Annotated in this window: 24 protein-coding genes; 7 read left to right on the plus strand and 17 right to left on the minus strand. The window is 64.7% G+C overall.

Annotated elements, in window-relative coordinates; genetic code table 11:
* Positions 1-9 precede the first annotated feature (9 nt).
* The 3 genes from ACKI1H_RS08865 to arfA all read right to left on the minus strand — a co-directional run bounded on the left by ACKI1H_RS08865 (position 10) and on the right by arfA (position 2014).
* Positions 10-1272, minus strand: a complete 1263-nt coding sequence (locus ACKI1H_RS08865; RefSeq protein WP_440468179.1) for a lytic murein transglycosylase — start codon at positions 1270-1272, stop codon at positions 10-12.
* A 214-nt stretch (positions 1273-1486) separates the two neighbouring features.
* The gene (locus tag ACKI1H_RS08870; RefSeq protein ID WP_138520104.1) at positions 1487-1789 is read right to left on the minus strand and encodes a hypothetical protein; all 303 of its coding nucleotides are present in this window, start codon (positions 1787-1789) and stop codon (positions 1487-1489) included.
* Between the two features lie 72 nt (positions 1790-1861).
* Complete coding sequence (gene arfA, locus ACKI1H_RS08875) at positions 1862-2014, minus strand: alternative ribosome rescue factor ArfA (protein ID WP_045215115.1); 153 nt, start codon at positions 2012-2014, stop codon at positions 1862-1864.
* Between the two features lie 178 nt (positions 2015-2192).
* Between arfA and ACKI1H_RS08880 the strand changes: the two genes are divergently transcribed.
* From ACKI1H_RS08880 to ACKI1H_RS08890, 3 genes are all read left to right on the plus strand, one after another.
* Entirely contained in the window at positions 2193-2543 is a 351-nt protein-coding gene (locus ACKI1H_RS08880) for a YciI family protein (protein WP_440468180.1), read from the plus strand.
* A gap of 593 nt (positions 2544-3136) precedes the next feature.
* Positions 3137-3448, plus strand: coding sequence for a hypothetical protein (locus ACKI1H_RS08885; protein WP_440468181.1), 312 nt, complete (start codon positions 3137-3139; stop codon positions 3446-3448).
* A gap of 192 nt (positions 3449-3640) precedes the next feature.
* On the plus strand, positions 3641-4873 hold the full coding sequence (locus ACKI1H_RS08890; RefSeq protein ID WP_138520108.1) for an MFS transporter: 1233 nt from the start codon (positions 3641-3643) through the stop codon (positions 4871-4873).
* Positions 4874-4980: 107 nt separating this feature from the next.
* Here the strand turns inward: ACKI1H_RS08890 and holA are convergent, their stop codons facing one another.
* The 3 genes from holA to leuS all read right to left on the minus strand — a co-directional run bounded on the left by holA (position 4981) and on the right by leuS (position 9368).
* Positions 4981-6018 (minus strand): DNA polymerase III subunit delta, encoded by a 1038-nt coding sequence (gene holA / locus ACKI1H_RS08895; RefSeq protein WP_138520109.1) that lies wholly within the window; start codon positions 6016-6018, stop codon positions 4981-4983.
* A gap of 36 nt (positions 6019-6054) precedes the next feature.
* On the minus strand, positions 6055-6666 hold the full coding sequence (locus ACKI1H_RS08900) for an LPS-assembly lipoprotein LptE (RefSeq protein ID WP_138520110.1): 612 nt from the start codon (positions 6664-6666) through the stop codon (positions 6055-6057).
* An 80-nt stretch (positions 6667-6746) separates the two neighbouring features.
* The gene (gene leuS, locus ACKI1H_RS08905; protein WP_440468182.1) at positions 6747-9368 is read right to left on the minus strand and encodes a leucine--tRNA ligase; all 2622 of its coding nucleotides are present in this window, start codon (positions 9366-9368) and stop codon (positions 6747-6749) included.
* 235 nt (positions 9369-9603) lie between these two features.
* Between leuS and ACKI1H_RS08910 the strand changes: the two genes are divergently transcribed.
* Complete coding sequence (locus ACKI1H_RS08910; RefSeq protein ID WP_138520112.1) at positions 9604-10035, plus strand: hypothetical protein; 432 nt, start codon at positions 9604-9606, stop codon at positions 10033-10035.
* 46 nt (positions 10036-10081) lie between these two features.
* Positions 10082-10843 (plus strand): YdcF family protein, encoded by a 762-nt coding sequence (locus ACKI1H_RS08915; protein WP_440468183.1) that lies wholly within the window; start codon positions 10082-10084, stop codon positions 10841-10843.
* Positions 10844-10975: 132 nt separating this feature from the next.
* Here the strand turns inward: ACKI1H_RS08915 and lnt are convergent, their stop codons facing one another.
* From lnt to miaB, 5 genes are all read right to left on the minus strand, one after another.
* Positions 10976-12508 carry an apolipoprotein N-acyltransferase gene (gene lnt, locus ACKI1H_RS08920; RefSeq protein WP_440468184.1) on the minus strand — a complete coding sequence of 511 codons (1533 nt, stop codon included), beginning with the start codon at positions 12506-12508 and terminating at the stop codon, positions 10976-10978.
* A gap of 258 nt (positions 12509-12766) precedes the next feature.
* Positions 12767-13606 carry an HlyC/CorC family transporter gene (locus tag ACKI1H_RS08925; RefSeq protein ID WP_138520115.1) on the minus strand — a complete coding sequence of 280 codons (840 nt, stop codon included), beginning with the start codon at positions 13604-13606 and terminating at the stop codon, positions 12767-12769.
* A 21-nt stretch (positions 13607-13627) separates the two neighbouring features.
* Positions 13628-14089 carry an rRNA maturation RNase YbeY gene (gene ybeY, locus ACKI1H_RS08930; protein WP_440468185.1) on the minus strand — a complete coding sequence of 154 codons (462 nt, stop codon included), beginning with the start codon at positions 14087-14089 and terminating at the stop codon, positions 13628-13630.
* Positions 14082-15083, minus strand: a complete 1002-nt coding sequence (locus ACKI1H_RS08935; protein ID WP_138520117.1) for a PhoH family protein — start codon at positions 15081-15083, stop codon at positions 14082-14084. Before ACKI1H_RS08935 ends, ybeY begins: the two co-directional genes overlap by 8 nt.
* Before the next feature lie 105 nt (positions 15084-15188).
* Positions 15189-16526 (minus strand): tRNA (N6-isopentenyl adenosine(37)-C2)-methylthiotransferase MiaB, encoded by a 1338-nt coding sequence (miaB, locus tag ACKI1H_RS08940; protein WP_440468186.1) that lies wholly within the window; start codon positions 16524-16526, stop codon positions 15189-15191.
* 136 nt (positions 16527-16662) lie between these two features.
* Between miaB and ACKI1H_RS08945 the strand changes: the two genes are divergently transcribed.
* The gene (locus ACKI1H_RS08945) at positions 16663-16995 is read left to right on the plus strand and encodes a DUF1820 family protein (protein WP_138520119.1); all 333 of its coding nucleotides are present in this window, start codon (positions 16663-16665) and stop codon (positions 16993-16995) included.
* A 493-nt stretch (positions 16996-17488) separates the two neighbouring features.
* Here the strand turns inward: ACKI1H_RS08945 and ACKI1H_RS08950 are convergent, their stop codons facing one another.
* The 4 genes from ACKI1H_RS08950 to ACKI1H_RS08965 all read right to left on the minus strand — a co-directional run bounded on the left by ACKI1H_RS08950 (position 17489) and on the right by ACKI1H_RS08965 (position 21050).
* Positions 17489-18031, minus strand: coding sequence for a tetratricopeptide repeat protein (locus ACKI1H_RS08950; RefSeq protein WP_017521798.1), 543 nt, complete (start codon positions 18029-18031; stop codon positions 17489-17491).
* A gap of 229 nt (positions 18032-18260) precedes the next feature.
* A complete protein-coding gene (gene hemL, locus ACKI1H_RS08955) occupies positions 18261-19547 on the minus strand; it encodes a glutamate-1-semialdehyde 2,1-aminomutase (RefSeq protein ID WP_138520120.1) in 1287 nt (428 codons plus the stop codon).
* A gap of 41 nt (positions 19548-19588) precedes the next feature.
* Positions 19589-20218, minus strand: coding sequence for a thiamine phosphate synthase (gene thiE, locus ACKI1H_RS08960; RefSeq protein WP_138520121.1), 630 nt, complete (start codon positions 20216-20218; stop codon positions 19589-19591).
* A gap of 34 nt (positions 20219-20252) precedes the next feature.
* Positions 20253-21050 (minus strand): hydroxymethylpyrimidine/phosphomethylpyrimidine kinase, encoded by a 798-nt coding sequence (locus tag ACKI1H_RS08965; protein WP_045215075.1) that lies wholly within the window; start codon positions 21048-21050, stop codon positions 20253-20255.
* Between the two features lie 208 nt (positions 21051-21258).
* On the opposite strand from ACKI1H_RS08965, the gene ACKI1H_RS08970 reads away from it, so the two are divergent.
* On the plus strand, positions 21259-23649 hold the full coding sequence (locus ACKI1H_RS08970) for a 7TM diverse intracellular signaling domain-containing protein (RefSeq protein WP_440468187.1): 2391 nt from the start codon (positions 21259-21261) through the stop codon (positions 23647-23649).
* A 217-nt stretch (positions 23650-23866) separates the two neighbouring features.
* Here ACKI1H_RS08970 and ACKI1H_RS08975 read toward each other — a convergent pair whose 3' ends face one another.
* Entirely contained in the window at positions 23867-24886 is a 1020-nt protein-coding gene (locus tag ACKI1H_RS08975) for a branched-chain amino acid aminotransferase (RefSeq protein ID WP_138520123.1), read from the minus strand.
* Between the two features lie 373 nt (positions 24887-25259).
* Entirely contained in the window at positions 25260-26069 is an 810-nt protein-coding gene (locus tag ACKI1H_RS08980) for an IclR family transcriptional regulator (protein ID WP_138520124.1), read from the minus strand.
* Positions 26070-26102: the final 33 nt, after the last annotated feature.

Genomic DNA, 26102 nt, shown 5'->3' on the forward strand with positions numbered 1-26102 from the left:
TTCGCCTGTTCAGTGTGCGTTGCGCAACTGCTGCAACAGCGCCGGGGTCGGGTAGCCGTCAGCTGGCTGGTCGATGGACTGCTGGAAGGTGCGGATGGCCTTGCGCGTATTGGCGCCAATGATGCCATCGACCGTTCCGGGAGAAAGGCCTCGGTCGGCCAGTGTCTGTTGCAGTTCAATACGTTCGCTGCGGCTCAGCGGCGTGTCTTCCACCGGCCAGTTTCCCACCAGTTTTCCGCCGCCCTTGAAGCTGTCCGCCAGAAGACCAACGGCGAGGGCATAAGACGTGGAGTTGTTGTACTTGAGTATTGCGCGGAAGTTGTCGGTCACCAGGAACGCCGGGCCGCGATAGCCTGCCGGTAGCACCAGCGAGACGCTGGCCTGCGGGTCCGAAGGCAGGTTGCCACTCGCCGGACGAACACCCTGGCGCAGCCACTCGGCCATGGGTTTGCGTATGCTCATTTCCGCCTGGGAGTAGTCGAAGCCTGGCGGCAGGCGCACTTCGAAGCCCCAGGACTGGCCGCGCTGCCAGCCGGAGGTCTTCAGGTAATTGGCGGTGGAGGCAAGGGCGTCCGGGGACGAGCCCCAGATATCGCGTCGGCCGTCGCCGTCGAAGTCCACCGCGTACTGGTTGTAAGTGGTGGGAATGAATTGCGTCTGCCCCATGGCGCCGGCCCAGGAGCCGATCATGTTGCCGGCTGGCACGTCACCGTGCTGGATGATCCGAAGCGCCGCGATCAACTGGTCGCGACCGAAGTCTGGGCGGCGACCTTCATAGGCGAGGGTGGCGAGGGAGCGGATGACGTTCTTGCTGCCCATCTGCTGGCCGAAATTGCTTTCCATGCCCCAGATCGCTACCACTGCTTCGCGGTCCACACCGTAAGCCGTGTCGATGCGTTGCAGCACCTCCGCGTTCTGCAGTAGGCGGTCCTGACCATTGCGCACTCGCGCCGGGGAGACGGCGCTTTCCAGGTACTGCCAGACGGGGCGAGTGAACTCGGGTTGACTGCGGTCGGCGGTCACCACCGAGTCATCCGGCTCGATGCCTTCGAACGCCTGATCGAAGGTCTGCGGGCTGATGCCGGCGGCCAGCGCTTGCGCGCGGAAGCCGTCGCGCCATTGGGCGAAGCTCTGCGTGGGTTGAGCATGCTCGACGGCGGCGCCTTTGGGCGGCGGCTCGGTGCAGGAGGTCAACAGGCCGAAGCTGGCCAGGGACAGTGCGGCGATGAGCAGGCAACGTTGGCCGACAACAGGTGAAACAGGCTTGCGCATTGCTCTCCTCGGGAACTGGCAGGGGAGGGGCCACCTTAACATGGCGTCTTTGACGCGTCTGCGTTCGACAGAGGCGGCGGGTCAGCAGATTCGATGTTGCAGCGGCGGCAAAATTCCCTCCGGCGACGGGGCGGTCGTCGGGCGGTGCACTTTTAAGTCTTGTGCGGGGGCTTTGGGGGCTCAGTCGAGGGCTTGGCCCGCTGCTACAAGGGCATCATTTATTGCCTGGGCTGCCACCGCTTTCCTGATCGACGTTGGGTGCGCTCTGGTTCAGTTCCTTGAGCATGTCGTCATAGGCGGCGCAGTCGTCGGGGCGCTGCTCACTGGAGCGGGACTTCTTCATTTCCGCGAGCTTTTCGTTGAGCTTCTGCGCGCGCTGGGGATCGCTGCGGGTGACTTCGGTGACCTTGGCGGCGACCTGCTTGCCCTTGGCTTCAGCTTCCTGATCGGAGCAGAACGCATGGGCGGACAGGCTGAAGGGGAGGGCGAGGATGGCGACTATCAGGGGCGCTTTCATGGGTGGACCTCCAGGGCTTGGCTGTCCGGTTGAAAGCGAAAGGGCGGGGGTGGTTCAGGTTTTCTGAGGATTTCAGGCCGCCAGAAGCGAAGAAGCCTCCCAATTTCGGGAGGCTTCGCGGCGGTAACTGCCTTTGCCTTTGAGCGGTTGTTCCTGTCGGCTGCGGAACAGCGGTTGCGCGACCAGGGACTTGGCCTTGTTCGGCCGTTTGGATTTCTTCGCCATGGGTCTTTCCTCGTTGAGGCCGGCGCCGTTGCCGGCGCGCGCATCTTCCGCCTATCTGGGACGCTTGTCCATGCCACTGGTCTACCGGCGGGCGGGCCAAGGCGAGCGGTTGGCGTTCGGGGCTACGCTGGGACGACGGACCTTTCTGATATGACAGACAAGAACGAGGGCAAGGGTGATGAAGTTTCTCTGCATGATCTACTTCGACGAGCGCAAGGCCGCTGAGCTGCCGGAAGCCGAACTGCGTGGCATTGTCGACGAGTGCATGACCTACAGCGAGCAACTGCGCCGCAGCGGCAACTACATTGCGGCCAATGCGCTGTTGCCGACGCCGACCGGGCGCACGTTGCGCGGGCAAGGCGAAAAGCTCGCCGTTACCGACGGGCCGTTCGCCGAGACGCGGGAACAGCTGGGCGGTTTCTACCTGATCGAGGCACTGAGCATGGAGGAGGCCGAGCGGATCGCCGCGAAGATTCCGCCAGGGCGGCTCGGGTGCGTGGAGGTTCGCCAGGTGCGGGAGTGGGAATGAGGCGGAATCCCTCTCGAAGGAAGCCCGCTTCCTCGTGATGAGATACCTCGGAGCTGGCCTGTAGGGCGCCCGATGGGCGCGATCGCGGGCGCGGCCCGCTCCTACAGGGGGTGGCCTTCAGAATGCCTGTGGGCAGTTTCCTAAGAGGTGAACCGGGCCACGCTATGCGGCGAAACGTCCGGGTTTGAGCTGTCGGAACAGTGAAATCTCCTACCTTCTTTTAGCCTTGAGGGCCTACGTGCGTGCTCGCTAGATTCCGGCTGCCACGGTCAATCCCGTGGCCGGGTGTCGCAGCCCGGTATAGCCAACAGGTGCGCACGTAACACCTTTGCTCTCAAGTCAGGCAACCCTGTCTGATAGGTGATGCATCCATGGTGGGCCGTGCGGTGCAGGCTTATGCCTGGCCGGTTTTTGGCTCCTGTTCGCCGGTACTGCGACCTCCGCACGGTCCCGCCTCCCTAACTTGCGTCGCAGTGAGTTAGCGAGGCGGCTCTTTGCTGAAAAGGAGTGTTTTTGCATGCACTATCCCCCTTTTACTCTCGCGCCCCACCCTGGTTCTTTCTGTCCTGCTGCACCGTCCCCGGAGGTGCGCCATGACTGAGTTCCTCCCCGTTCCGCTGGAATCCCGACCCTACGAAGACGTGATGTTCATCAATGCCCTGGCCTCGGTCGAGGCGTTGCGCGACGCCGCGCTGCGGCGTCTGACAGCGGTGGAAGACCTGCTGTGCTTGCTGGAGGACGACTCCGATCCTGGCCTGATCCGCGCGACGTCGCGTCTGGCATCGGCACTCTCGCCGCTGGTCAGCGAAGCTCGGCAGCTTTACGAACTGGCGCTGGATCGGCCGACCGAGGAGCGGGGAAAGGCGCGTCCCGCGTCGCAGGAGTCAGGAGCGGCGTTGCGCTGATCCGTTCTGGAGCCGGGGGGAGGCGCCTCGCGGATTCATCGAACCCTGGCCTGTGGCGGATTGTCGCTATTTCTGTAACAGATTTTTTCAGAGGCGCGACTGTGGCTGGTTCGCTGGCTCGGTTAGCTTGGTAGCTGACTAACTATTGCCTCGGTGTGCAGGGACCGCGACGCCCCCGGCTGGAGATGTGTCATGCAGCAATGGTCCCCGACCCAGCGCAATGTGGTGATCGCTTCGGTGCTCGCCTGGACGCTGGATGCCTTTGACTTCTTCCTCCTGGTCTTCGTCCTCACCGATATCGCGCAGACCTTCCAGGTGGACCTCCCGCAGGTGTCGCTGGCGATCCTGCTGACCCTGGCGGTGCGGCCCATCGGTGCGCTGCTGTTCGGACGCGCTGCCGAGCGTTATGGCCGGCGACCGGTGCTGATGGTCAACATCCTGATCTACTCGGTGCTGGAACTGGCCTCGGCCTTTTCGCCGAACCTCGAGACCTTCCTGATCCTGCGCGTGGTCTACGGCGTGGCGATGGGAGGCATCTGGGGCGTGGCTTCCTCGCTGGCGATGGAGACCATTCCCGAGCGTTCGCGGGGGATGGTGTCGGGGTTGTTCCAGGCGGGTTACCCGGCGGGCTACCTGATCGCTTCGATCATCTATGGCCTGTTCTTTGAAGCGCTGGGCTGGCGTGGGATGTTCATCGTCGGTTGCCTGCCGGTGGTGCTGGTGGTGTTCATCTGGTTCAAGGTGCCGGAATCGCCGATCTGGCAGGCGGCACGCGAGCGCAAGGAGTCGACGCCGCTGTGGCCGGTGCTGCGCAGCCAGTGGAAGTTGTGCCTGTACGCGGTCCTGTTGATGGCTTGCTTCAACTTCTTCAGCCATGGCACGCAGGACCTTTACCCGACTTTCCTGAAGGTGCAGCACGGGTTTGATACGCAGACGGTCAGCCTGATCGCGGTGGTCTATAACATCGCGGCGATCCTGGGAGGCATTCTGTTCGGCAGTCTGTCCGAGCGTATCGGGCGGAAGAAGGCCATCATCTGCGGCTCGCTGCTGGCGCTACCGGTGCTGCCATTGTGGGCATTCAGCCACGGCGCGGTGGCGCTGGGCGTCGGCGCCTTCCTGATGCAGTTCATGGTGCAGGGCGCCTGGGGTGTGATTCCCGCCTATCTGAACGAATTGGCGCCGGTGGGCACTCGAGCGGTGCTGCCGGGGTTCGTCTATCAACTGGGCAACCTGATCGCTTCGGTCAATGCGCCACTGCAGGCGGAGATCGCCAGGAGCTACAGCTTTGGGACGGCGATGGCCGTGGTTGCCGGGGTCGTGGCGGTGCTCATCTGCGTGCTGATCAGTACCGGGCGCGATACTCGCGGTGTGGCGCTGGATAGGGCGGAAGGCCAGGAGCACCGGGCAGTGCCGGCGCGGTCCTGAAACACCGGGCACTGGGCGGGTGTACGAGCAAGCTCGTTCCTACCGGGCGCCGCGTAGGGGCGGACTGCGTCCGTGATGGCCTCTAGTCAGGTCGCGAGGCGTTGCAATCAGGCCGAAGGCAGGCTGATGCGCTGGCCGGCGACCAGCAGGGCGAGGCGGGCGAGGCTGTTCCAGACGTTGCCGGGGGCCTGGCCCTTGATCTGTGCGTCGATCAGCTGGGCGTCCTGCAGCATCTGGTTCCAGCGCTGCGTGGTGTGCCGTTGCAGGGCCTTGCTCATCAGCGGGCGACGCTTGTCCCAGATGGGAGGGCGGGCCTGGCTGAAGGCCTTGTCGAGCGGGACGCCCTGGCTGAACTGCTGGGCGAGGCTGGCGAGCACGCGGATTTCCCGGGCCAGGGCCCAGAGGATGACCGGGGGTTCCACCCCTTCGCCGCGCAGGCCTTCGAGCATGCGCAGGCAGTGGGCGGCTTCGCCGTTGAGGGCAGCATCGATCAGGCCGAAGACGTCGAAGCGCGCGCTGTCGGCCACGGCTGCCTGCACGGTGTCGGCGTCGATCTGCTGGCCATCGGCAAGCAGCTTGAGCTTCTCGATTTCCTGGGCGGCGGCCAGCAGGTTGCCTTCGACGCGCGCGGCGATCAGGTCAACCGCTTCCTGGCTGGCGGCGAGTCCGGCCTGGGAGAGGCGCTGACGGATCCACTGCGGCAACTGGTGTGCGTCGATGGGCCAGATCTGGATGAACTGGGCGGCGTCGCCGTCGATCAGGGCCTTGGCCCATTTGGTCTTCTGCGTGCTGCCGTCGAGTTTGGGCAGGCTGACCAGCAGGACGGTGTCTTCCGGCGGACGCTGCAGGTATTCCTGGAGAATCGCCGCGCCCTTGTCGCCAGGCTTGCCAGAGGGAAGGCGCAGTTCGATCAGGCGCTTCTCGGCGAACAGCGAAAGGCTGGCGCCGGCCTCCAGCAGCTGGCCCCAATCGAAGTTGGCTTCGGCGTTGAACACCTGGCGCTCACCGAAATCACGCTGGCGGCAGGCGGCACGGATGGCGTCGCAGGCTTCCTGGCAGAGCAACGGTTCGTCGCCGCTGACCACGTAGACGGGCGCGAGGTTGCCTTGCAGGTGCTTGGCGAGTTGTCCGGGATTGAGCTTCATGATGAGAAAGGGGCCGGTTGGCCGGCCCCTTGTCGCTTACTGCTTCGGAAATTCGATCGGCGACTGCTGCGGCTGAGACTTGGCAGCCTCGTCCGCGGCCTTCATCGCGTCCGCTTCGGCCTTGGCCTTGGCTTCCGCCTTGGCTTGCAGGTCGTCGAGCTGGGCCGGGGTGATCAGCTGCAGGCGGGTGACCATCTGCTGGACCAGGTCGCGGCGCATTTCGGCACGGATCTGCTGGGCTTCCTGGTCGGAACCGATCAGGTTGTTCTCGTCCTGCACGTAGACCTTGCGGACCTGCACCTGATTGGCGAGCAGCAGCAGGTTGTCGCTGCCGCGAATCTCGTAGCTCAGGGTGTTGGTCAGTTCGTTTTCTGCGCTGCGCGCCGAGCTGGTGTAGCTGACGCTACGCTGGGTCACGTCTTCGCGGGCGAGGATCAGGTGGTACGGCGCACGGGAGACGACTTTCACGCCGCTGCCTTCAAGCACCTGCTTGAGCTGCGTGACGGTGTCGCCATAGGCGTTGCGCGCGCTCACGTCGATCTCCTTGAGCGCAAAGTTCGTATCGCCCAGGCCACGCAGTTGGAAACCGCAGGCGCTCAGCACGCTGGCCAGGCCGATCAGCGCGAGGCTGGTCAGGATACGTTTCATCAAGCTTCCCTCACTCCTGTTGATCCGGTATGCCCGTGGCGAAGGTGCCACGGGCGAATGGGTCTTTTCCAGCGTTGCTTTTAGTTGGCGACGATATTGACCAGCTTGCCGGGCACCACGATGACCTTGCGGATGGTCAGGCCGTCGGTGAAGCGCAGCACGTTTTCGTTGGCGCGAGCGGCGGCTTCGACTTCCTCGCGGCTGGCGCTGGCGGGCATTTCGATGTGGCCGCGCAGCTTGCCGTTGACCTGAACCACCAGTTGCAGGCTGTCCTGTACCAGGGCGGCTTCGTCGACCTGCGGCCAACTGGCGTCGATGACGGCGCCGTCCTTGCCCAGCTCTTCCCAGACCACGTGGCAGATGTGCGGGGTGATCGGGGCGAGCAGCAGGGTGACGGTTTCCAGGCCTTCCTGCAGCAGGGCGCGGTCGGCGGCGGATTCGGTCGGAGCCTTTTCCAGTACGTTCATCAGGGTCATCACGGCGGCGATGGCGGTGTTGAACTTGTGGTGCTGGCCGACGTCCTGGCTGGCCTGACGGATGGCCAGGTGGATGGCGCGGTGAATGGCCTTCTGCGCGTCGTCCAGCGCGGACTTGTCCACGGCGCCGGCGGGGCCTGCATTGACGTGGGCCTGGGCCAGACGCCAGACGCGGCGCAGGAAGCGGTTGGCGCCTTCAATGCCGGAGTCGGACCATTCGCAGCTCATGTCCGGCGGCGAGGCAAACATCATGAACAGGCGGCAGGTGTCGGCGCCGTAGGCGTCGATCATGGCCTGCGGGTCCACGCCGTTGTTCTTGGACTTGGACATCTTCTCGGTGCCGCCGATTTCCACCGGCAGGCCGTCGGTCCTCAGGCGTGCGCCGATGACCTTGGCCTTGGCGTCACGCTCGACTTCCACGTCCGCCGGGTTGAACCATTCCTTGCCACCGTTGGCGGCGACGCGGTAGTACGTCTCGGCGACCACCATGCCCTGGGTCAGCAGGTTCTTGAACGGTTCGTCGGAGTCGATCAGGCCTTCGTCGCGCATCAGCTTGTGGAAGAAGCGCGCGTAGAGCAGGTGAAGGATCGCGTGTTCGATACCGCCGATGTACTGGTCGACCGGCAGCCAGTAGTTGGCGGCCTTCTTGTCCAGCATGCCGTCTTCGAACTGCGGGCAGGCGTAGCGGGCGAAGTACCAGGAGGACTCGACAAAGGTGTCCATGGTGTCGGTTTCGCGCTTGGCCGGCTGGCCGCATTTCGGGCAGCTGCACTCGTAGAACGAGGGCAGTTTGGCCAGCGGCGAACCAGCGCCGTCCGGCACCACGTCTTCGGGCAGGACCACCGGCAGCTGGTCGGCCGGTACCGGCACGTCACCACAGCTGTCGCAGTGGATGATCGGGATCGGGCAGCCCCAGTAGCGCTGGCGGCTGATGCCCCAGTCGCGCAGGCGGAACTGGGTGCGCTGCTGGCCGAGGCTCTTGGCAGCGAGGTCGGCGCCAATGGCATCGAACGCAGCCTGGTAACCCAGGCCGTCGTATTTGCCGGAGTTGACGGTGACGACGCTCTCGTCCTTCAGGCCGTACCACTCTTTCCAGGTGCCGGCTTCGAAGTCGTTGTCGCCTTCTACCTTGGCGATGACCTGAACGATGGGCAGGCCGTACTTGTTGGAGAACTCGAAGTCGCGCTCGTCGTGACCCGGGACCGCCATTACGGCGCCTTCGCCGTAGGTCATCAGGACGTAGTTGGCGATCCACACTGGCAGCTTGTCGCCGGTCAGCGGATGCTCGACGAACAGGGAAGTGGCGACGCCTTTCTTCTCCTGGGTGGCGATGTCGGCTTCGGCGACACCGCCGCGCTTGCACTCGTCGATGAACGCTTGCAGCGATGGATCGCGCTCGGCGGCCAGGGTGGCCAGCGGATGCTCGGCGGCCACGGCGACGTAGGTGGCGCCCATCAGGGTGTCCGGGCGGGTGGTGAAGACTTTCAGTTGGCCGGCTTCGCCGATGGAGGCCTGGTCATAGGGGAATGCGATTTCCATGCCGCGGGACTTGCCGATCCAGTTGCGCTGCATGGTCTTGACCTGTTCCGGCCAGCCCGGCAGGTCGTCGAGGCTGGACAGCAGCTCTTCGGCATAGGCAGTGATCTTGAAGTAGTACATCGGGATTTCGCGCTTTTCGATCAGCGCGCCCGAACGCCAGCCACGGCCGTCGATGACCTGCTCGTTGGCCAGTACGGTCTGGTCTGCCGGGTCCCAGTTCACGGTACCGTTCTTGCGGTAGATCACGCCCTTCTCGAACAGGCGGGTGAACAGCCACTGTTCCCAGCGGTAGTAGTCCGGCTTGCAGGTGGTGACTTCGCGGGACCAGTCGATCGCCAGGCCCAGGCTGTTGAGCTGGGACTTCATGTAGGCGATGTTGTCGTAGGTCCAGGCTGCCGGTGCGACGTTGTTCTTCATCGCGGCGTTTTCCGCCGGCATGCCGAACGCGTCCCAGCCCATCGGCTGCAGGACGTTCTTGCCCTGCATGCGGTGGTAGCGGCTGATCACGTCACCGATGGTGTAGTTGCGCACGTGCCCCATGTGTAGCTTGCCGCTCGGATACGGGAACATCGACAGGCAGTAGAACTTCTCCTTGCCGGCGACTTCGTCGACGCGGAAAGAGTTGTGTTCGTTCCAGAAGTTCTGGGCCTGGGATTCGATCTCGAGAGGCTGATATTGCTCGTGCATGGCGCGATTTGAACCTGTACGGAAGAGAATTGTGCGGCCGGGGAGGTCGAGTGGCCCTCCGCTTCACCAGCCCCTGAGAAAACAAGGGTCGGGCGGCTACAGAAAGCCTCGTAGCATACATGACCCCCACCCGAGCCGGTAGCCCGCGCCGTTTGTCGCGCGCTCGGTGTGGCACGGGGTGGGCCGCTAAGCTTTGCCTGAGGGCGGGAGGTTTCCGCCTGTCTTGAGGTGACTGATGGCTGAGCTGCATCGCGCAAGTGCTTCGGGTTCCGGTCTGTATGAACGGTTGTTGCAACGGCTCGCGCTGGCCCTGGATGAGGCCGACACCGCTGAGCGATTACGTGACGAGTGCCCCGTGGAACTGGAGTTGCGCGGTTTGAGCAGTGCCGAGATGGCGTTGATCAGGGCTTATCTGGACCAGGATGTGAACTGGCTGCGCGGCTGGCATGCCGCGGCGGAAGAACTCGCCATGCTGGAGCGCGCACCGGCCCGCGCCGCGCGCCATGTGCGTCAATCCGCACCTCCCAGCCGTCTGCGCCTGGTGCCGCGCCCTCAGCAACTGCAGTGCGCGCTGTGTGGTTCGCCGGTGGCCTGGAGTCGCAACCAGGGCGTGTTGCCCTGCACATCCTGCGGCTCGCAGCTGTTCCGTAACGCGAAGGCACGCTGACATTTCCCCGATCCGTTAGGCTTGGCGCCTCGACAAGGAGTCGCCAATGCCTATCCGCTTCATCCTCAAACAGATTTTCATGCCGCCGGGATTGCTGCTGCTTTTGCTGTTCCTGGGTTTCGTGCTGCGCCGGCGTTGTCCGCGCTTATCGGTGTTCTGCTTCTTTTCCGGCTTCCTCGGCCTGCTGGTGATGAGCCTGCCGGTGACGGTGGAGTGGGGCGCGCGCCAGCTGGAGCAGCAGGATGCTCTGAAGCAGGCGGACTGGGCGGCTTTGGCACAACGCGCCGACGCCATTGTGGTGCTGGGTGCCGGCAGGGTGCGCGGGGATCGCGCCTGGGATGCGGACCAGCCCGGCCTGATGGCCCGCGAGCGCATTCGCTATGCGGCGCGCCTGGCCAAGGCCAGTGGCTTGCCGGTATTGACCTCCGGCGGCCTGCATTACGGCACACCGCCCAGCGAGGCGCGAATCATGGCGCAGAGCCTGCTGGACGATTACGGCGTGCCGGTGCATTGGGAGGAGGGACGCAGCCGCACGACCTGGGAGAATGCGCGATTCAGCGCCGACATGCTGCGCGAAGCGGGGATCAAGCGGGTGGTCTTGGTTACCAGTGCCATTCACATGCCGCGCTCGATCTGGAGCTTCGAAAAGGCCGGGCTGGAAGTGCTGCCGGCGCCCTCGGGCTATATCGGCACGGACGACGCAGTGCCCATGGGTGGCTGGCTGCCGGAAGGGCGGGCGATCTGGCAGAGCGGGCAGTTGCTGAACGAGGCGATTGGGCTGGTGGGGTATCGGTTGTTCTACCGATAGACCCGGATTTGGGCTGTTCGCGAGCAAGCTCGCTCCTACAGGTCCGAGCTCGCTTTTGTAGGAGCGAGCTTGCTCGCGAACCTGGCTCCCATGATGAAAAAGGGCCTCGCGATGAGGCCCTTTTCGTTGGAGTCAGCCGAACAGTCGGCGTTCTTCCGGATGCGTACGGCGACGCACCAGCGCCCATACCAGCAGCACGGCGCTGAGGATCGCCAGTGGCCAGACGCGCCATTGCAGGTAGGGTGTCAGGCCCTGCATCGGTACGACTTCGCCACGCAGCACGCCTTGCTGGAATTGCGGAATCTGCACCGCCAGCTTGCCGAACGGGTCGATCAGCGCGGTAACGCCGTTGTTGGTGCCGCGCACCATCCAGCGACCGGCTTCCAGGGCGCGCATCTGCGCCATCTGCAGGTGCTGCAGCGGGCCGATGGAGGTGCCGAACCACGCGTCATTGCTGATGGTCAGCAGCAGCTGGCTCTGCGCCGCGAGCTCGGCGGCGAACTCCGGGTAGACCACTTCGTAGCAGATGTACGGCGCCACGGAGTAGCCCTTGGCCTTGAGCAGCGGCTGGTCGGCCGGACCGCGGGCGAAGTCGGACATGGGCAGGTCGAAGAAGGCGATCAGGCCGCGCAGCAGGTCCTGCAGTGGGACGTATTCACCGAAGGGCACCAGCTTCTGCTTGAGGTAGTTGCCGCTGCCGTCGCCAACTACGGTGATGCCGTTGTAGTAACGGATGCCCTCGGCCGTCTTCTCGCGCACCGGCACGCCGGTAATGAGCGCGGCCTTCTTGGCGGTGGCGACACCATTGATCATCTCCAGGTAGCCGGTGGCCTGGTCCTTGAGGATCGGCACGGCGGTTTCCGGCCAGACGATCAGGTCGACGTCGTGCTGCTCGGCGGTGAGGTCGCGGTACAGCTCCAGCTGGTGAGTGATGGCCTTCGGGTCCCACTTCATTTCCTGGGCGATGTTGCCCTGCAGCGCGGCGACCTTCAGCGGTGCGCCGGCCGGGGTGGTCCAGGCGTGGCCCTTGTAGCCCAGGCCCACGGCCCAGGGGGCGATCAGCAGGATCAGGCCGGTGACCAGGCGCGCGGGGCGCCGGGTCAGGGCCGGGATGTTGACGATCAGCGCGCCGCTCAGGGCGATGGCGAAGGACACCAGCCAGACGCCGCCCAGCGGGGCGAGGCCGGCCAGCGGGCCTTCCAGCTGGCTGTAGCCGGCATAGAGCCAGGGGAAGCCGGTGAGGAACCAGCTGCGGAACAGTTCCAGCACTACCCACAATGCGGCGAAGGCCAGCGCGTCGCTGACTGGCGCATTGTTGCGACGGAAGAATTTCGCCCAGACCCAGGCAGGCAGGGCGAAGAAGAAGGCCACGCCAGCGCTGAATCCGCCCACCAGGAAGCCAGCCAGCGGCCCGGACGCGCCGCCGAAGTTGTGGATGCTGAAGTAGATCCAGCTGGTGCCGGCGATGAAGGCGCCGAAGCCGTACCACCAGCCACGCCAGAGCGCCGAGCCCGCGGTCGTGCCGCGCAGGCCGAGGTAGAACAGGGCCAGCGAGAGCACCGCCAGCGGCCAGTAGCCGAACGGGGCGAGGGTCAGCGGCGTGAGCGCGCCAGCGGCCAGGGCGAGCAGATGGCCTGGCAGGCCGGGGCGGGTGATCCAGCGCATCGGAAATCCTTGTAGCGGTTAAGCGATGCGCAAGAGTAATGGAGAGACGAACGGTAGGCTATGGGGATGAAAGCCAAAAGCCATGAGCTGACTGCGGCAGGGTGTTGCAGGAGCGTTCGGAGCTGATTGTAGGAGCGAGCATGCTCGCGAACGGCCCTCGCAGCGGAGTGGGTTCGCGAGGCCGAATCCGTTCCCTACGGATAACGGCGCTCCCCACATCCCTGTGGGTCACAAGCTCGCTCCTGCAGGGGTTTACCTTCAATCCTGCAGCGGAGTGAGGCGCAGCAGATGCAGCCGGCGGCTGTCCGCGTTGAGCACGCGGAAGCGGAAGCCACCCAGTTCGGTGGTCTCATTGCGCTTGGGCAGGTGGCCAAAGGCGCTCATCACCACGCCGCCGACGGTGTCGAATTCCTCGTCGGAGAATTCCGCGCCGAAGAAATCGTTGAAGGCTTCCACCGGGGTCAGCGCCTTGACGATGAAGTCACCGCTGGGCAGCGGCTTGATGTAGCTGTCTTCCTCGACGTCGTGCTCGTCCTCGATGTCGCCGACGATCTGCTCCAGCACGTCCTCGATGGTCACCAGCCCCGCCACGCCGCCGTACTCGTCAATGACGATGGCCATGTGGTTGTGGTTGGCGCGGAACTCGCGCAGCAGCACGTTCAGACGCTTGGATTCCGGCACGAAGGTGGCCGGCCGCAGCAGGTCCTTGATATTGAACGCATGCGTGTCGTCGTGAAGGATCAGCGGCAGCAGGTCCTTGGCCAGCAGGACGCCCATGACGTCGTCGAGGCTCTCACCCACGACCGGGTAGCGCGAGTGCGCCGCCTCGATGATCGCCGGCAGGAACTCACGCGGCGTCTGGGTGGCCTTGATGCTGATCATCTGCGAGCGCGGCACCATGATGTCGCGCACCTGCAGGTCGGCGACCTGGATCGCCCCCTCGACGATGGACAGCGCTTCGCTGTCGAGCAGCTTGTTGACGTGGGCTTCGCGCAGCAGCTCCAGCAGCTCCTGGCGGTTTCTCGGCTCATGGGCAAAAGCCTGGGTGATCTTGTCCAACCACGACTTGTGCCCATTGCTCGATCGATCTTCGCTCATCTTTTCCTTGCTCGGTGGCTTTTATTCTTCATCGGCCGCGTACGGGTCCGGGTGACCCAGTTCGGCCAGCAATTCCCGTTCCAGGCCTTCCATTTCCTCGGCTTCGGCATCATCGATGTGATCGTAGCCGAGCAGGTGGAGGCAACCATGGATGACGAGGTGGGCCCAGTGGGCCTCGGCGGACTTGTCCTGTTCGGCGGCCTCGCGGGTGACTACGGGGGCGCAGATCACCAGGTCGCCGAGCAGCGGGATGTCCAGCAACTCATCGGGAACATCGGCGGGGAAGGACAATACGTTGGTGGCGTAGTCCTTGTGTCGCCAGGTCTTGTTCAGTTCGCGCCCTTCGGCTTCGTCCACCACGCGGATGGTGAGTTCAGAATCATTCGAGCGCTGGCGCAAGGCCAGCTCGCACCATTTTCTGAAGTCAGCTTCGCTCGGCAGGTCGGTCGCTTCGGAAGCGACCTGCAGGTCCAGTTCAAGCATGCTTGTTGCCCTGGCCTTCTACGCCGGTCAGGCGATTCTCGTAAGCGTCGTAGGCGTCGACGATGCGCTGCACCAGCGGATGGCGCACCACGTCCTTGGACTTGAAGTGGGTGAAGCTGATGCCGGGAACGTCGCGCAGCACTTCCATCACGTGCTTCAGGCCAGAGCGCGTGCCTTTCGGCAGGTCGACCTGGGTGACGTCGCCGGTGATCACCGCGGTGGAGCCGAAGCCGATCCGGGTGAGGAACATCTTCATCTGTTCCATCGTGGTGTTCTGGCTTTCGTCGAGGATGATGAAGCTGTTGCTCAGCGTGCGGCCGCGCATGTAGGCCAGCGGCGCGACTTCGATCACCTGGCGTTCGATCAGCTTGGCCACGGTCTCGAAGCCGAGCATTTCGTACAGCGCGTCGTACAGCGGGCGCAGGTAGGGGTCGATCTTCTGAGACAGGTCGCCAGGCAGGAAACCGAGCTTCTCGCCGGCCTCGACCGCTGGGCGTACCAGCAGGATGCGGCGGATCTGCTCGCGCTCCAGGGCGTCTACGGCGCAGGCCACGGCGAGATAGGTCTTGCCGGTGCCGGCCGGGCCGATGCCGAAGTTGATGTCGTGGTCGAGGATGGCCTTCACGTAGCGCTGCTGGTTGGCACCGCGCGGGCGGATGTGCGCCTGGCGAGTCTTGAGCGTGACCAGCGGGGCGACGGGCTCCACGGCGAGTTCTTCCAGTCCTGACTCCTGCAGGAACAGGTGAACCAGGTCGGGCGTCATCTCGGTGCCGTTCTGCACTTCGCGGTAGAGGCGCTGCAGGAGGTTTTCGGCCGCTTGGGTGCGCTCGGGGTCACCGACCAGTTCGAACTGGTTGCCGCGGTTGCGGATCTCGATGCCGAGGCGCTTCTCGATCTGGTGCAGGTGTTCGTCGAACTGGCCGCACAGGTTGGCGAAGCTGCGGGCCTCGAAGGGCTCGAGCATGAAACGATGAATATCCAGGGGGGCGTTCAAGGTGTTGTCTAAGTCGCCGTGCTTCAAAGGGAGATGGTCGAAGAATAACCCCACGCGACCGAGTACGAAAGTTCAGTCGCCAACAGGTCAATCAACGGTCGGTTGTCAGTGACTTGCTTCCACAAGCGTCGCGCGCAGGGAGTTGGGCAGCGCCTCGTAGATTTCCACGTCGACGAACTGGCCGATCAGGCGTGGATTGTCGCAGCGGAAGTTGACCACGCGGTTGTTCTCGGTGCGCCCCTGCAACTGGCCGGGGTCGCGCTTGGCGTAGTCGGTGACGAGGATGCGCTGGATAGTGCCGACCATCCGTCGGCTGATCTCGAAGCCCTGCTGGTTGAGGCGGCTGTTGAGGATCAGCAGGCGCTGCTTCTTTACATCGTCCGGGGTGTCGTCAGCCAGGTCGGCGGCCGGGGTACCCGGGCGTGAGCTGTAGATGAAGGAGAACGAGTAGTCGAAGCCGACGTCTTCCACCAGCTTCAGGGTCTGTTCGAAATCTTTCTCGGTTTCTCCGGGGAAGCCGATGATGAAGTCCGAGCTGATGCAGATGTCCGGCACCGCGGCCTTAAGCTTGCGGATGCGCGACTTGAACTCCAGCGCGGTGTGGTTGCGCTTCATCGCTGCGAGGATGCGGTCGGAACCGGCCTGCACCGGCAGGTGGACGAACTTCACCAGTTGCGGCACTTCGGCGTGGGCGGCAATCAGCGAGTCGGAGAACTCCAGTGGGTGCGAGGTGGTGTAGCGGATGCGCTCGATGCCATCGACCTCGGCGATCACGCGGATCAGCTCGGCGAAGTCGGCGATGCGGCCGTCATGGGTAGGGCCGCGGTAGCCGTTGACGTTCTGGCCGAGCAGGGTGACCTCCTTCACGCCGTTCTCGGCCAGGTGGATCACCTCGGCCAGCACGTCGTCGAACGGGCGGCTGACTTCCTCGCCACGGGTATAGGGCACCACGCAGAAGGTGCAGTACTTGCTGCAGCCTTCCATCACCGAGACGAAGGCGGTGGGGCCGTCGACACGGGGCTCGGGCAGGCGATCGAACTTCTCGATTTCCGGGAAGGACACATCCACCTGCGGTTTGCGGGTGGTGCGGGCGGCGTCGATCATTTCCGGCAGGCGGTGCAGCGTCTGCGGGCCAAACACTACGTCAACGTAGGGCGCGCGCTCGCGGATCGCGGCGCCTTCCTGGCTGGCCACGCAGCCGCCGACGCCGATCACCAGGTTGGGGTTCTGCTGCTTCAGCGTGCGCCAGGCGCCCAGCTCGGAGAACACCTTCTCCTGGGCCTTCTCGCGGATCGAGCAGGTATTGAGCAGGATGACGTCGGCTTCTTCGGCCTTTTCGGTGATCTCCAGGGCCTGGTGCTCACCCAGCAGGTCGGCCATGCGCGAGCTGTCGTACTCGTTCATCTGGCAACCGTGGGTCTGGATGAAAAGCTTCTTGGCCATGGAACCTGTCTTGGGTTGGTTAAAAAACGACCGCGCATTATAAGCCCCGGGGCGGGCATCTACCAGCGGCGGGCTTGAGGGGCGGCTGTCTGTGCTATGCTGCGTCCCCTTTTTGCAAAGCTGTCATCCTTCGTTCATGAGCAAGCGCGAGAACCCGATCTACAAGGTGGTCTTCCTCAACCAGGGCCAGGTGTACGAGATGTACGCCAAGCAGATCTATCAGAGCGATCTGTGGGGCTTCCTGGAGATCGAGGAGTTCGTCTTTGGCGAGCGCACCCAGGTAGTGGTGGACCCCAGCGAGGAGAAGCTCAAGGCGCAGTTCGACGGCGTCATCCGCAGCTTCGTGCCGCTGCACTCGATCATCCGCATCGACGAAGTGGAGCGTCTGGGCACCGCGAAGATCAGCGAGGCTAAGCCCAGCGGCAATGTGATGCCGTTCCCCATGCCGATGCCGAGCAAGGACAACTGACGCTCTTCGGGTTGGCCCGGGTTCGAGTCTGGCTTCCATCTGCTGCGTCGGCCGCTCTCCTGCTGGCGCTCAGTTGCTGGCTGGTCTTTGGCTTCTCCCCGCAACGAGGATTTCCCGATCGGGCGTCCCTGGAGTCGCTGACGGGTACCGTCTCCTGGGTTGAGTCCTCGCGAAACTCTCTGTCTTTCGGCCTCGAAGGACACGATCTTCGATTCTTCTATCCCAAGAGTGCGGGTGACGTAACCCGCGTGCTGAGCCATCTACGCTCGGCACTGCCGATCACTGTGCGCTATGCGAGGCCCGCGTCAGGCGGTGACAGGGCTGCCGTCTGGGGGCTGCTCGCGAGCAACGTCAGCATTCGCTCGTACGATGAGATTGCGCAGCAACGCCAGCGGGACAATTACCTTGCGATGCCGCTGGGGCTGATCTGTCTGGTGGCGGGGTTGTATTTGCTGGACCGTGCGTGGCGCCAGTACGAGGGTTCGACGCCGTCTTAAGGCAGCGGCGAGAACGGTGAGTTGCCGGCGGTCTGCAGTTCGATCAGGTAGTTGCGGAAAATCTGTCCGAGGACCTTGGTGGCGATGTCCAGCTCGTCCTTGTTCATCTGCTCGGCGACCAGGTCGGCGCTGTCCATGGCGTCTTCGGCGCCGTTGACCGCGGCCATCTTCAGCACGATGTAGGCCTGCACATTGTTGGCCTTCACGCCTTCGCCACGGAAGAACATGGTGCCCAGGCGCAGCTGCGCGTCGGCGTGGCCTTGCAGCGAAGCCTTCTCGTACCAGTGCAGGGCGGCCTGGAAGTCGCGTGGGGCGCGCTCGCCGGTGTAGAAGAATTCCCCCAGTTCGAACTGCGCCTGGGCGTCGCCGGCATTGGCGGCCTGCTGGCAGCTGGCCAGGGCCTGTTGCAGCTGTTCGGGCACGGTGTTCAAGGTGCAGCGTCCGGTGGCTGGAATCAGCAGCGAGTTGCCGCCCGCCTGAGTGAACAGGGGCAGTGCGAGCAACAGGCAGCCCAGCAGGGTGCGACCGGAACGGTACATGGGGAGAAGCGGCCTCCAGGATCGGGGCGGGTAAAACCCGGCCAGCGAAATGCGCCAGCCTTCACATTATGAAATAAGCGGGCGCTTCCTTACAAAGTCTTTACCTTCTTTTCTGTTTTTTTGCTGGAAACGGCTGCGGCGGCGGGGTGGGTATAACGCGGGTATAAAGCCCCGAAAGCGTCGGGGCAGAGCGGAAGGCGCCCGGACGGGCGCCTTCGCGAGGGGCGGCTTACTTGAGGGCGGCGAAAGCGCGCTCGGCGGCGTCCAGGGTCAGTTTCAGCTCGGTTTCGCCGTGGGCGATGGAGGTGAAGCCGGCCTCGAAGGCGCTAGGGGCCAGGTAGATGCCGGCGTCCAGCATCAAGTGGAAGAAGCGCTTGAAGCGTTCTGCATCACTGGTCATCACGTCGTCGAAGGTCACGATGTCATCGGCGCCGGTGAAGTACAGGCCGAACATCGCGGCACCCGCCTGGGTGGTCACGAAGGGGATGCCGGCGGCGTCGGCGCGCTCCTGCAGGCCCTGCAGCATGCGGGTGGTGTAGGTGGTCAGCTCGTCGTGGAAGCCGGGGCGGCTGATCAGGCGCAGGGTGGTCAGGCCAGCGGCCATGGCCAGCGGGTTGCCCGACAGGGTGCCGGCCTGGTAGACCGGGCCGAGCGGGGAAATCTGCTCCATGATCTGGCGCTTGCCGCCGAAGGCGCCCACCGGCATGCCACCGCCGATGATCTTGCCGAAGGTCGACAGGTCCGGGGTGATGCCGTAGTGCGCCTGAGCGCCGCCCAGGGCGACGCGGAAGCCGGTCATCACTTCGTCGAAGATCAGCACTACACCGTGTTGGTCGCACAGGCTGCGCAGGCCTTCCAGGAAGCCTGGAGCCGGCGGGACGCAGTTCATGTTGCCGGCGACCGGCTCGACGATGATGCAGGCCACGTCCTTGCCGACTTCAGCCAGGGTCTTCTCGACGGCGGCGATGTCGTTGTAGGGCAGGGTCAGGGTGTGCTTGGCGAAGGCTGCCGGCACGCCGGGGGAGTTCGGTACGCCGAAGGTCAGGGCGCCGGAGCCGGCTTTCACCAGCAGGCTGTCGGAGTGACCGTGGTAGCAGCCCTCGAACTTGATGATGCTATCGCGGCCGGTGTAGCCACGGGCCAGGCGGATGGCGCTCATGGTGGCTTCGGTACCGGAGCTGACCATGCGAACCATGTCCATGGACGGCACCAGGGAGCAGACCAGGTCGGCCATTTCCACTTCCAGCGCGGTCGGCGCGCCGTAGGACAGGCCGTGGTCGAGCTGCTTGCGCACGGCGTCGAGGACTTCCGGGTGGCTGTGGCCGAGGATCATCGGGCCCCAGGAGCCGACGTAGTCGACGTAGCGCTTGTCATCCTCGTCCACCACGTAGGCGCCTTCCGCGTGCTTGAAGAACAGCGGAGTGCCGCCAACGCTCTTGAACGCGCGTACCGGCGAGTTCACGCCACCGGGGATGTGTTTCTGGGCATTGGCGAAAAGCGTTTCGGAACGGGACATGGTGTACCTCGCGAAGCTGTGAAGGGCTGGGCGCTTGGCGCTCAGCGGGTTTCGAAGAGTTGGCTGAAGGCGCGGGCGCGCTGTTCGACTTCGGCCGGGGTGTCGGCGGCGAACAGGGCGTGGATCACGGCAATCATGTCGGCGCCACGGGCAATCAGCTCGGGTGCGTTATCCAGGGTCACACCGCCGATGGCCACCAGCGGCACGTTGAAGCGCGCCCTGGCCTGCTCCAGCAGTTCGAGGCTGGCGGCGGAGGCGCCGGGTTTGGTCTGGGAGGCGAAGAAGCGGCCGAAGGCGACGTAGCTGGCGCCTTCGGCGATGGCCTTCTCGGCCAGGTCGAGGCTGGCGTGGCAGGTGCCGCCGATGACGGCATCGCGGCCGAGCAGGGCGCGGGCGGCGGCCAGCGAGCCGTCGGTCTGCCCCAGATGTACGCTGACGCCCAGGCGCGCCGCCAGTTCGGCGTCATCGTTGATCAGCAGTGTGGCGCCGTAGCGCGCGCAGAGGTCGCGCAGGGCCTCGGCCTCGCGCAGGCGGCGCGAGGCGTCGTCGGACTTGTCGCGGTACTGCAGCAGTTTGGCGCCGCCCTTCAGGGCGGCTTCGACGTAGGGTAGCAGGCGGCCGCCGTCGAGCAGCTGGCTGTCGGTGATGGCGTAGAGTCCGCGCAGTTTCATCAGTGCCTCGATCTTCGTGCGATTGATCAGTGAATCAGTTGCAATAGTCCAGCGGCAGGCGGCGTGGCACGTACTGGCCGTGGCCGGGCGCTTCCGCATCGCGCAGGGTGCGCCAGGTGTAGTCCAGGGCGCTGCGCACTGCGCTCACCAGTTCCTCGCCCAGGGCCAGGCGGCCGGCGAGGGTGCTCGCCAGGGTGCAGCCCGAGCCGTGGTAGCTCCCGGGCAGGCGCTGGCAGGTGAAGGTGTGGCGCTGGCCGTCGCGGGTGTACAGGCGATTGTGCACCTCGGACTCGTCGCCATGGCCGCCGGTGATCAGCAGGGTCTGGATATAAGGCAGCAGCTTGTCGGCGCACTCGTCCGCCGTGCCCTCGGGCAGTTCGGCGAGGATGCGCGCTTCAGGCAGGTTCGGTGTCGCCACTGCGGCAATCGGCAGCAGGCGTTCGCGCATGGCGTAGCCGACGTCGTCCTTGCCCAGCGAGCCCCCGCCGCCGGCGCGCAGCACCGGGTCGCAGACCAGCGGGATGCCCGGCAGGGACTGCATGATCTCGACGACTGTGTCGACCATCTGCACCGAGCCAAGCATGCCCAGCTTGACCGCAGCCACCGGCAGGTCGGCGATCACGGCGTTGGCCTGGGCCAGCACCCACTCGCGGTCGAGCACGCGGAAGTCGGAAACGTTGACGGTATCCTGAACGGTCAGCGCGGTGACGGTCGGCGCCGCGTGGCAGCCTTGGGCGATCAGGGCTTCGATATCGGCCTGCAGGCCGGCACCGCCACTGGGGTCGTGGCCGGACAGGCAGAGCACTACGGGACGGGAGGCAGGTGTTTTCATGGCGCGGGAGCTTATCACCAAATCGCGGCGCTGAGCTGACCGAGCGGTCCGATGCGCATCGCCCGGCCGAGTCCTGCCCGGATGGTCGAATGCCACGTGGCACAAGGCCTGTGCTAGAGTTCGCCGATTCCAACACAACGCCTCCACGGCGCGCCAAAGCAGGGGATGGGGATCTCCGGCGCAGCTGTCGGTGGCACTGCGGGGCACCATGCGGCACTGGCTGATCTTCCTGATCCTTCTCATCCTCTCGCCAGTGGCGAGCGCCATCAGCTTCGACGAGCACGTCGGGCAATTGCCCCTGGGGCGGGCGATGGATGTCTTCGAGGACGTGCGCGGCACGGCCGATATCGCCGAGATCAGCTCGCCGGCGCTGGCCGCCAGCTTCCGCCACCATGAACGTGACGTGCTCAATGCCGGCTATTCGCGCTCGGTGTTCTGGCTGCGCCTGGACCTGGACTACCAGCCCAAGGCCTCGAGCGATCCGGCCAACTGGTTGCTGGAGCTTGCCTACCCGCCACTGGACAAGCTCGATCTGTACCTGCCCGACGGCCAGGGCGGCTTCAAGCTGGCCCAGCGCACCGGCGATACCCTGCCGTTCGACAGCCGGCCGATCCGCCAGAACAACTACCTGTTCGACCTCAAGCTGGAGCCGGGCAAGCCGCTGCGCGTCTACCTGCGCCTGGAAAGCCAGGGCTCGATCCAGGCGCCGCTGACGCTCTGGTCGTCCAAGGCCTACCTGGAGGAGCAGCCGCAGCGCATCTATGTGCTGGGCATCATCTATGGCGTGCTGCTGGTGATGCTGATCTACAACCTGTTCATCTTCCTCAGCGTCCGCGACACCAGCTACCTCTATTACATCCTTTATATAGCCTCGTTCGGCTTCTACCAGATCTCGGTCAATGGCGCGGGCATCGAGTATTTCTGGCCCAGCAATCCCTGGTGGGCCAACGCTGCCACGCCGTTCCTGATCGGCTCGGCCGGTCTGTTCGGCTGCCAGTTCGCCCGCAGCTTCCTGCATACCCGTGAGCACAGCCTGTGGATCGACCGCATCCTGCGCGTGCTGATGGGCATCGGCGCGCTGGTAATGGTGCTGGCGCTGACCGTCAGCTACGCCATCGCCCTGCGGCTGGCTACCTACCTGGCGCTGGCGTTCACCGTGGTCATCTTCACCGCCGGCATCGTCGCCTGGCTGCGTGGCATGCGCGTGGCGCGCTACTTCATCTTCGCCTGGAGCGCCTTCCTGCTCGGCGGGGTCATCAACACACTGATGGTGCTGGGGTTCCTGCCGAACATCTTCCTCACCATGTACGCCAGCCAGATCGGTTCGGCGCTGGAGGTTGGCCTGTTGTCCCTGGCGCTGGCGGATCGCATCAACGCCATGAAGGAAGAGCGCACGCGTATCCTCCAGGAAACCAGCCGCAAGCTGGAGCAGCTGAACCTGGAACTGGCCAGCAGCAACCGCCTGAAGGACGAATTCCTCGCGACCGTCACCCACGAGCTGCGTACGCCCATGAGCGGGGTGATCGGTTCGCTGGAGCTGATGCAGACGGTGCCCATGGACATCGAGCTTGCCCAGTACCACAAGACCGCCACCGGATCGGCGCGCGACATGATGCGCATGGTCAACGACATCCTCGCGCTGATCGAACTGCAGGCCGGCAAGCTTTACCCGCGTCGCGAGCCGTTCAGTCTGCGCGGCTTGTGCGACGGATTGCGTGCTCAGTACGCGCCGCGTGCCGAAGAGCGCGGGCTGCGCTTCGTCCTGCAGCTGGACGAGAGTCTGCCCGACACCCTCGAAGGCGATGCCGGCAAGCTGACCCAGGCGCTGGGTTACCTGATCGACAATGCCATCAAGTTCACCCATCAGGGTGGCGTGCACCTGCGGGTTGGCGGTGTCCCGAACAATGAAGGGCTGGTGCTGCGCGTTGAAGTGCAGGACAGCGGTATCGGCTTCTCCACTCCGCCGGATGGCGCGCTCTACCAGCGCTTCTTCCAACTCGACGGATCGCTGACTCGCGAATACGGCGGCCTCGGTATTGGCCTGGCGCTGACCCGCAAGCTGGTCGCGCTGCTGGGCGGCACGCTGACCCACGAATCCGTGCCGGGGCAGGGCAGTCGCTTTGCCCTGGAGCTGCAGGTCGGTCAGCCGGTGCAGAGCATTGCCCCGCCGCCGCGTCGCGCGGGCGGCCAGGTGCTGCGCAGCCCGGACCAGTGCACCGTGCTGGTGGTGGAAGACAACGCCATCAACCAACTGGTGATCCGCGGCATGTTGCTCAAGCTCGGTTATCGAGTCCGTACGGCCGACAACGGTGCCGAAGCCATCGAGCTGCTGCGGCGAGAGGCCGTCGACACCGTGCTGCTGGATTGCCAGATGCCGGTGATGGATGGCTTCGCTACCTGCCGGGCGATCCGTACACTGCCGCGCTGCGCCGACCTGCCGGTGCTGGCGATCACCGCCCACAGCCATAGCGGCGACCGCGAGCGCTGCCTGGCTGCTGGGATGAGCGACTACATGGCCAAACCGGTGAAGTTCGAGGAGCTGCAGGCGCTACTGCACGACTGGCTGCTGTGCCAGCCGGCGCTGTCGAATCCTGTCTGATGCCGGGGGCTGCGCGGGAGCAACTGTCTTTCGCGCGGTATCTGTTCGCGAGCAAGCTCGCTCCTACGAAGAGTGCACCGGAGCAGGCCCTGTAGGAGCGAGCTTGCTCGCGAACTGTCTCTGTGGCGCCGAGCCATGGTGTTCGTGCGCTCCCTGATGAAAAACGCCGCGATCCCTTTCGGCATCGCGGCGTTTCTGTTTCGGCGAGCGGTCAGGTTCAGACCTTGACGACCCAGCCTTCCGGGCCTTCCACGTCACCCTTCTGGATGCCGGTCAGCTCTTCGTAGAGGCGGCGGGTCACCGGGCCGACGTCTTCGCGGCTGAAGAATACGTGCAGGTTGTCCTTGTACTGGATGCCGCCGATCGGGGTGATCACGGCCGCGGTACCGCAGGCGCCGGCTTCCTTGAAGCGGGCCAGGTCGTCGATCTGCACGTCGCCTTCGACCACTTTCAGGCCCAGGCGCTGTTCGGCCAGTTGCATCAGCGACAGGCGGGTAATGCCCGGCAGTACCGAGCTGGAGCGCGGGGTGACGAACTCGTTGTCGTGGGTAATGGCGAAGAAGTTGGCCGAGCCCACTTCCTCGATGCGGCTATGGGTGGCCGGGTCGAGGTAGATGCAGTCGGCGAAGCCGTCTTTCTTGGCCTGGGCGCCTGGCATCAGGCTGGCGGCGTAGTTGCCGCCGACCTTGGCGGCGCCGGTGCCGTTGGGCGCGGCGCGGTCGTAGGTGGAGATCACGAAGTCATGGGGCTTCATGCCGCCTTTGAAGTAGGCGCCGACCGGGATGCAGAACACCGAGAAGATGAATTCCGGAGCCGGGCGCACGCCGATGTTGTCGCCAACGCCGATCACGAACGGGCGCAGGTACAGCGCGCCGCCGGAACCGTAGGGGGGAATGAAGCGCTCGTTCGCGCGCACGACCTGCTTGCAGGCTTCGATGAACTGCGCTTCGGACACTTGCGGCATCAGTACGCGGGCGCAGCTGCGAGCCATGCGCGCGGCGTTCTGGTCCGGGCGGAACAGGTTGATCGAGCCGTCCTTGCAGCGGTAGGCCTTCAGGCCTTCGAAGCACTGCTGGCCGTAGTGCAGGGCGGAGGAGCCCTCGCTGATGTGCAGGGTGTTGTCTTCGGTCAGCTTGCCGTCGTCCCACAGACCATCGCGCCAGTGGGAGATGTAGCGGAAGTCGGTCTTGATGTAATCGAATCCGAGCGTGCCCCAATCGATGTCTTTCTGTTCCATGGTTGCCTCATTCAATGGGATTACCTGCGGCTGCCGCGAGCCATGCAAGGCCGGCGAGCATCCGGGCAGAGGGTTTGGCGGGCTCTGGCGGCGGGCTGCCCGGATCGCACAGGGATTCGGGCTTGCGGCGGGAACGGTGTTCTCCGCGGGATGGTCACCGCCAGGACTCCATCAAGACTTGCCATGATACCGGCGATAGTCGCGGCTGTGGGCCTCTGGCGGCGAATATCGCTGCCATCAGTCGCATCGGGAATGTCGCGACGCGGGAGCTGGCGCGCGAGGTTTCGTTGTGCAGTTTTGCGTCAGCTCCGCTGGTTTCGTTGAAGTCATCCATTCACATGAATGTCATTTCATATGATGAATGGTTGTTGGCTTATTCCGTGGGGCCGGTCTGCGGGAACAGCGAGCGGCTGATGAAGCGAGCCGTCTCGTGCAGGCTGGCGCCGATCTGCTCCAGCTTCTCGCGGTCGTGCTGGGCGCTGATGCCGATGCCGGAGATCACGAAGCGTGGCTGCCGGTCGTGATCGGTGATCGCGCTGGCGACCATGCTGACGCCGCGGTACAGGTGGTCCTGGTCGATGGCCCAGCCCTGCTCCAGGGCGTCGCGGGCGTCGCGCTGGTACTCCTCGAAGCTGGGCGGAGTCTCCCAGCGCACGCGAGTCAGGCGGCGGCGCAGTTCATCCTCGGGAAGATTGCGCAGGCTGGCGATGCAGCGTCCGGCGGCGCCCACCAGTTCCGGCAGGCGCGAGCCGACGGCAACGTTGACGTGCGCTACGGCTGGGGCGGACACGGCGATCACGCGGATGTGCGCATCGTCGGTGACCTGCCACAGGGTGATCAGGATGCTGTGGCTGGTGCTCAGGCGCTCCAGCTCCGGCTGGATCAGGTCGGCGTAGCTGCGGCCGATGAAGCTCACCGCCAGCTCCGACAGGCCCAGACCCAGGCGATAGGTCTTGGTTTCGTTGTCGAACGAAGTCAGTGCCTCGTTGCTCAGCGTGCGCAGGATATTGAAGGTGGTGCTCGGGCTGATGCCGGTGGCGCGAGCAATGGCGGTCGCGCCTTCGGGGCCTTCGGCATTGGCCAGGTGGCGCAGGATCTGGATGGCATTCACCACGGCGCCGACATCCTTGGCGTTGCCGGTGCGTTTGTTGCTGGCTTCTTCGACGGTTTTTTCAGTGGTCATATTCTGTATTCTGATTGACATTCAGTATTGTGA

Source organism: Pseudomonas sp. YH-1 (assembly GCF_051990045.1).
GTDB classification, from domain to species: Bacteria; Pseudomonadota; Gammaproteobacteria; order Pseudomonadales; family Pseudomonadaceae; genus Pseudomonas; species Pseudomonas nicosulfuronedens.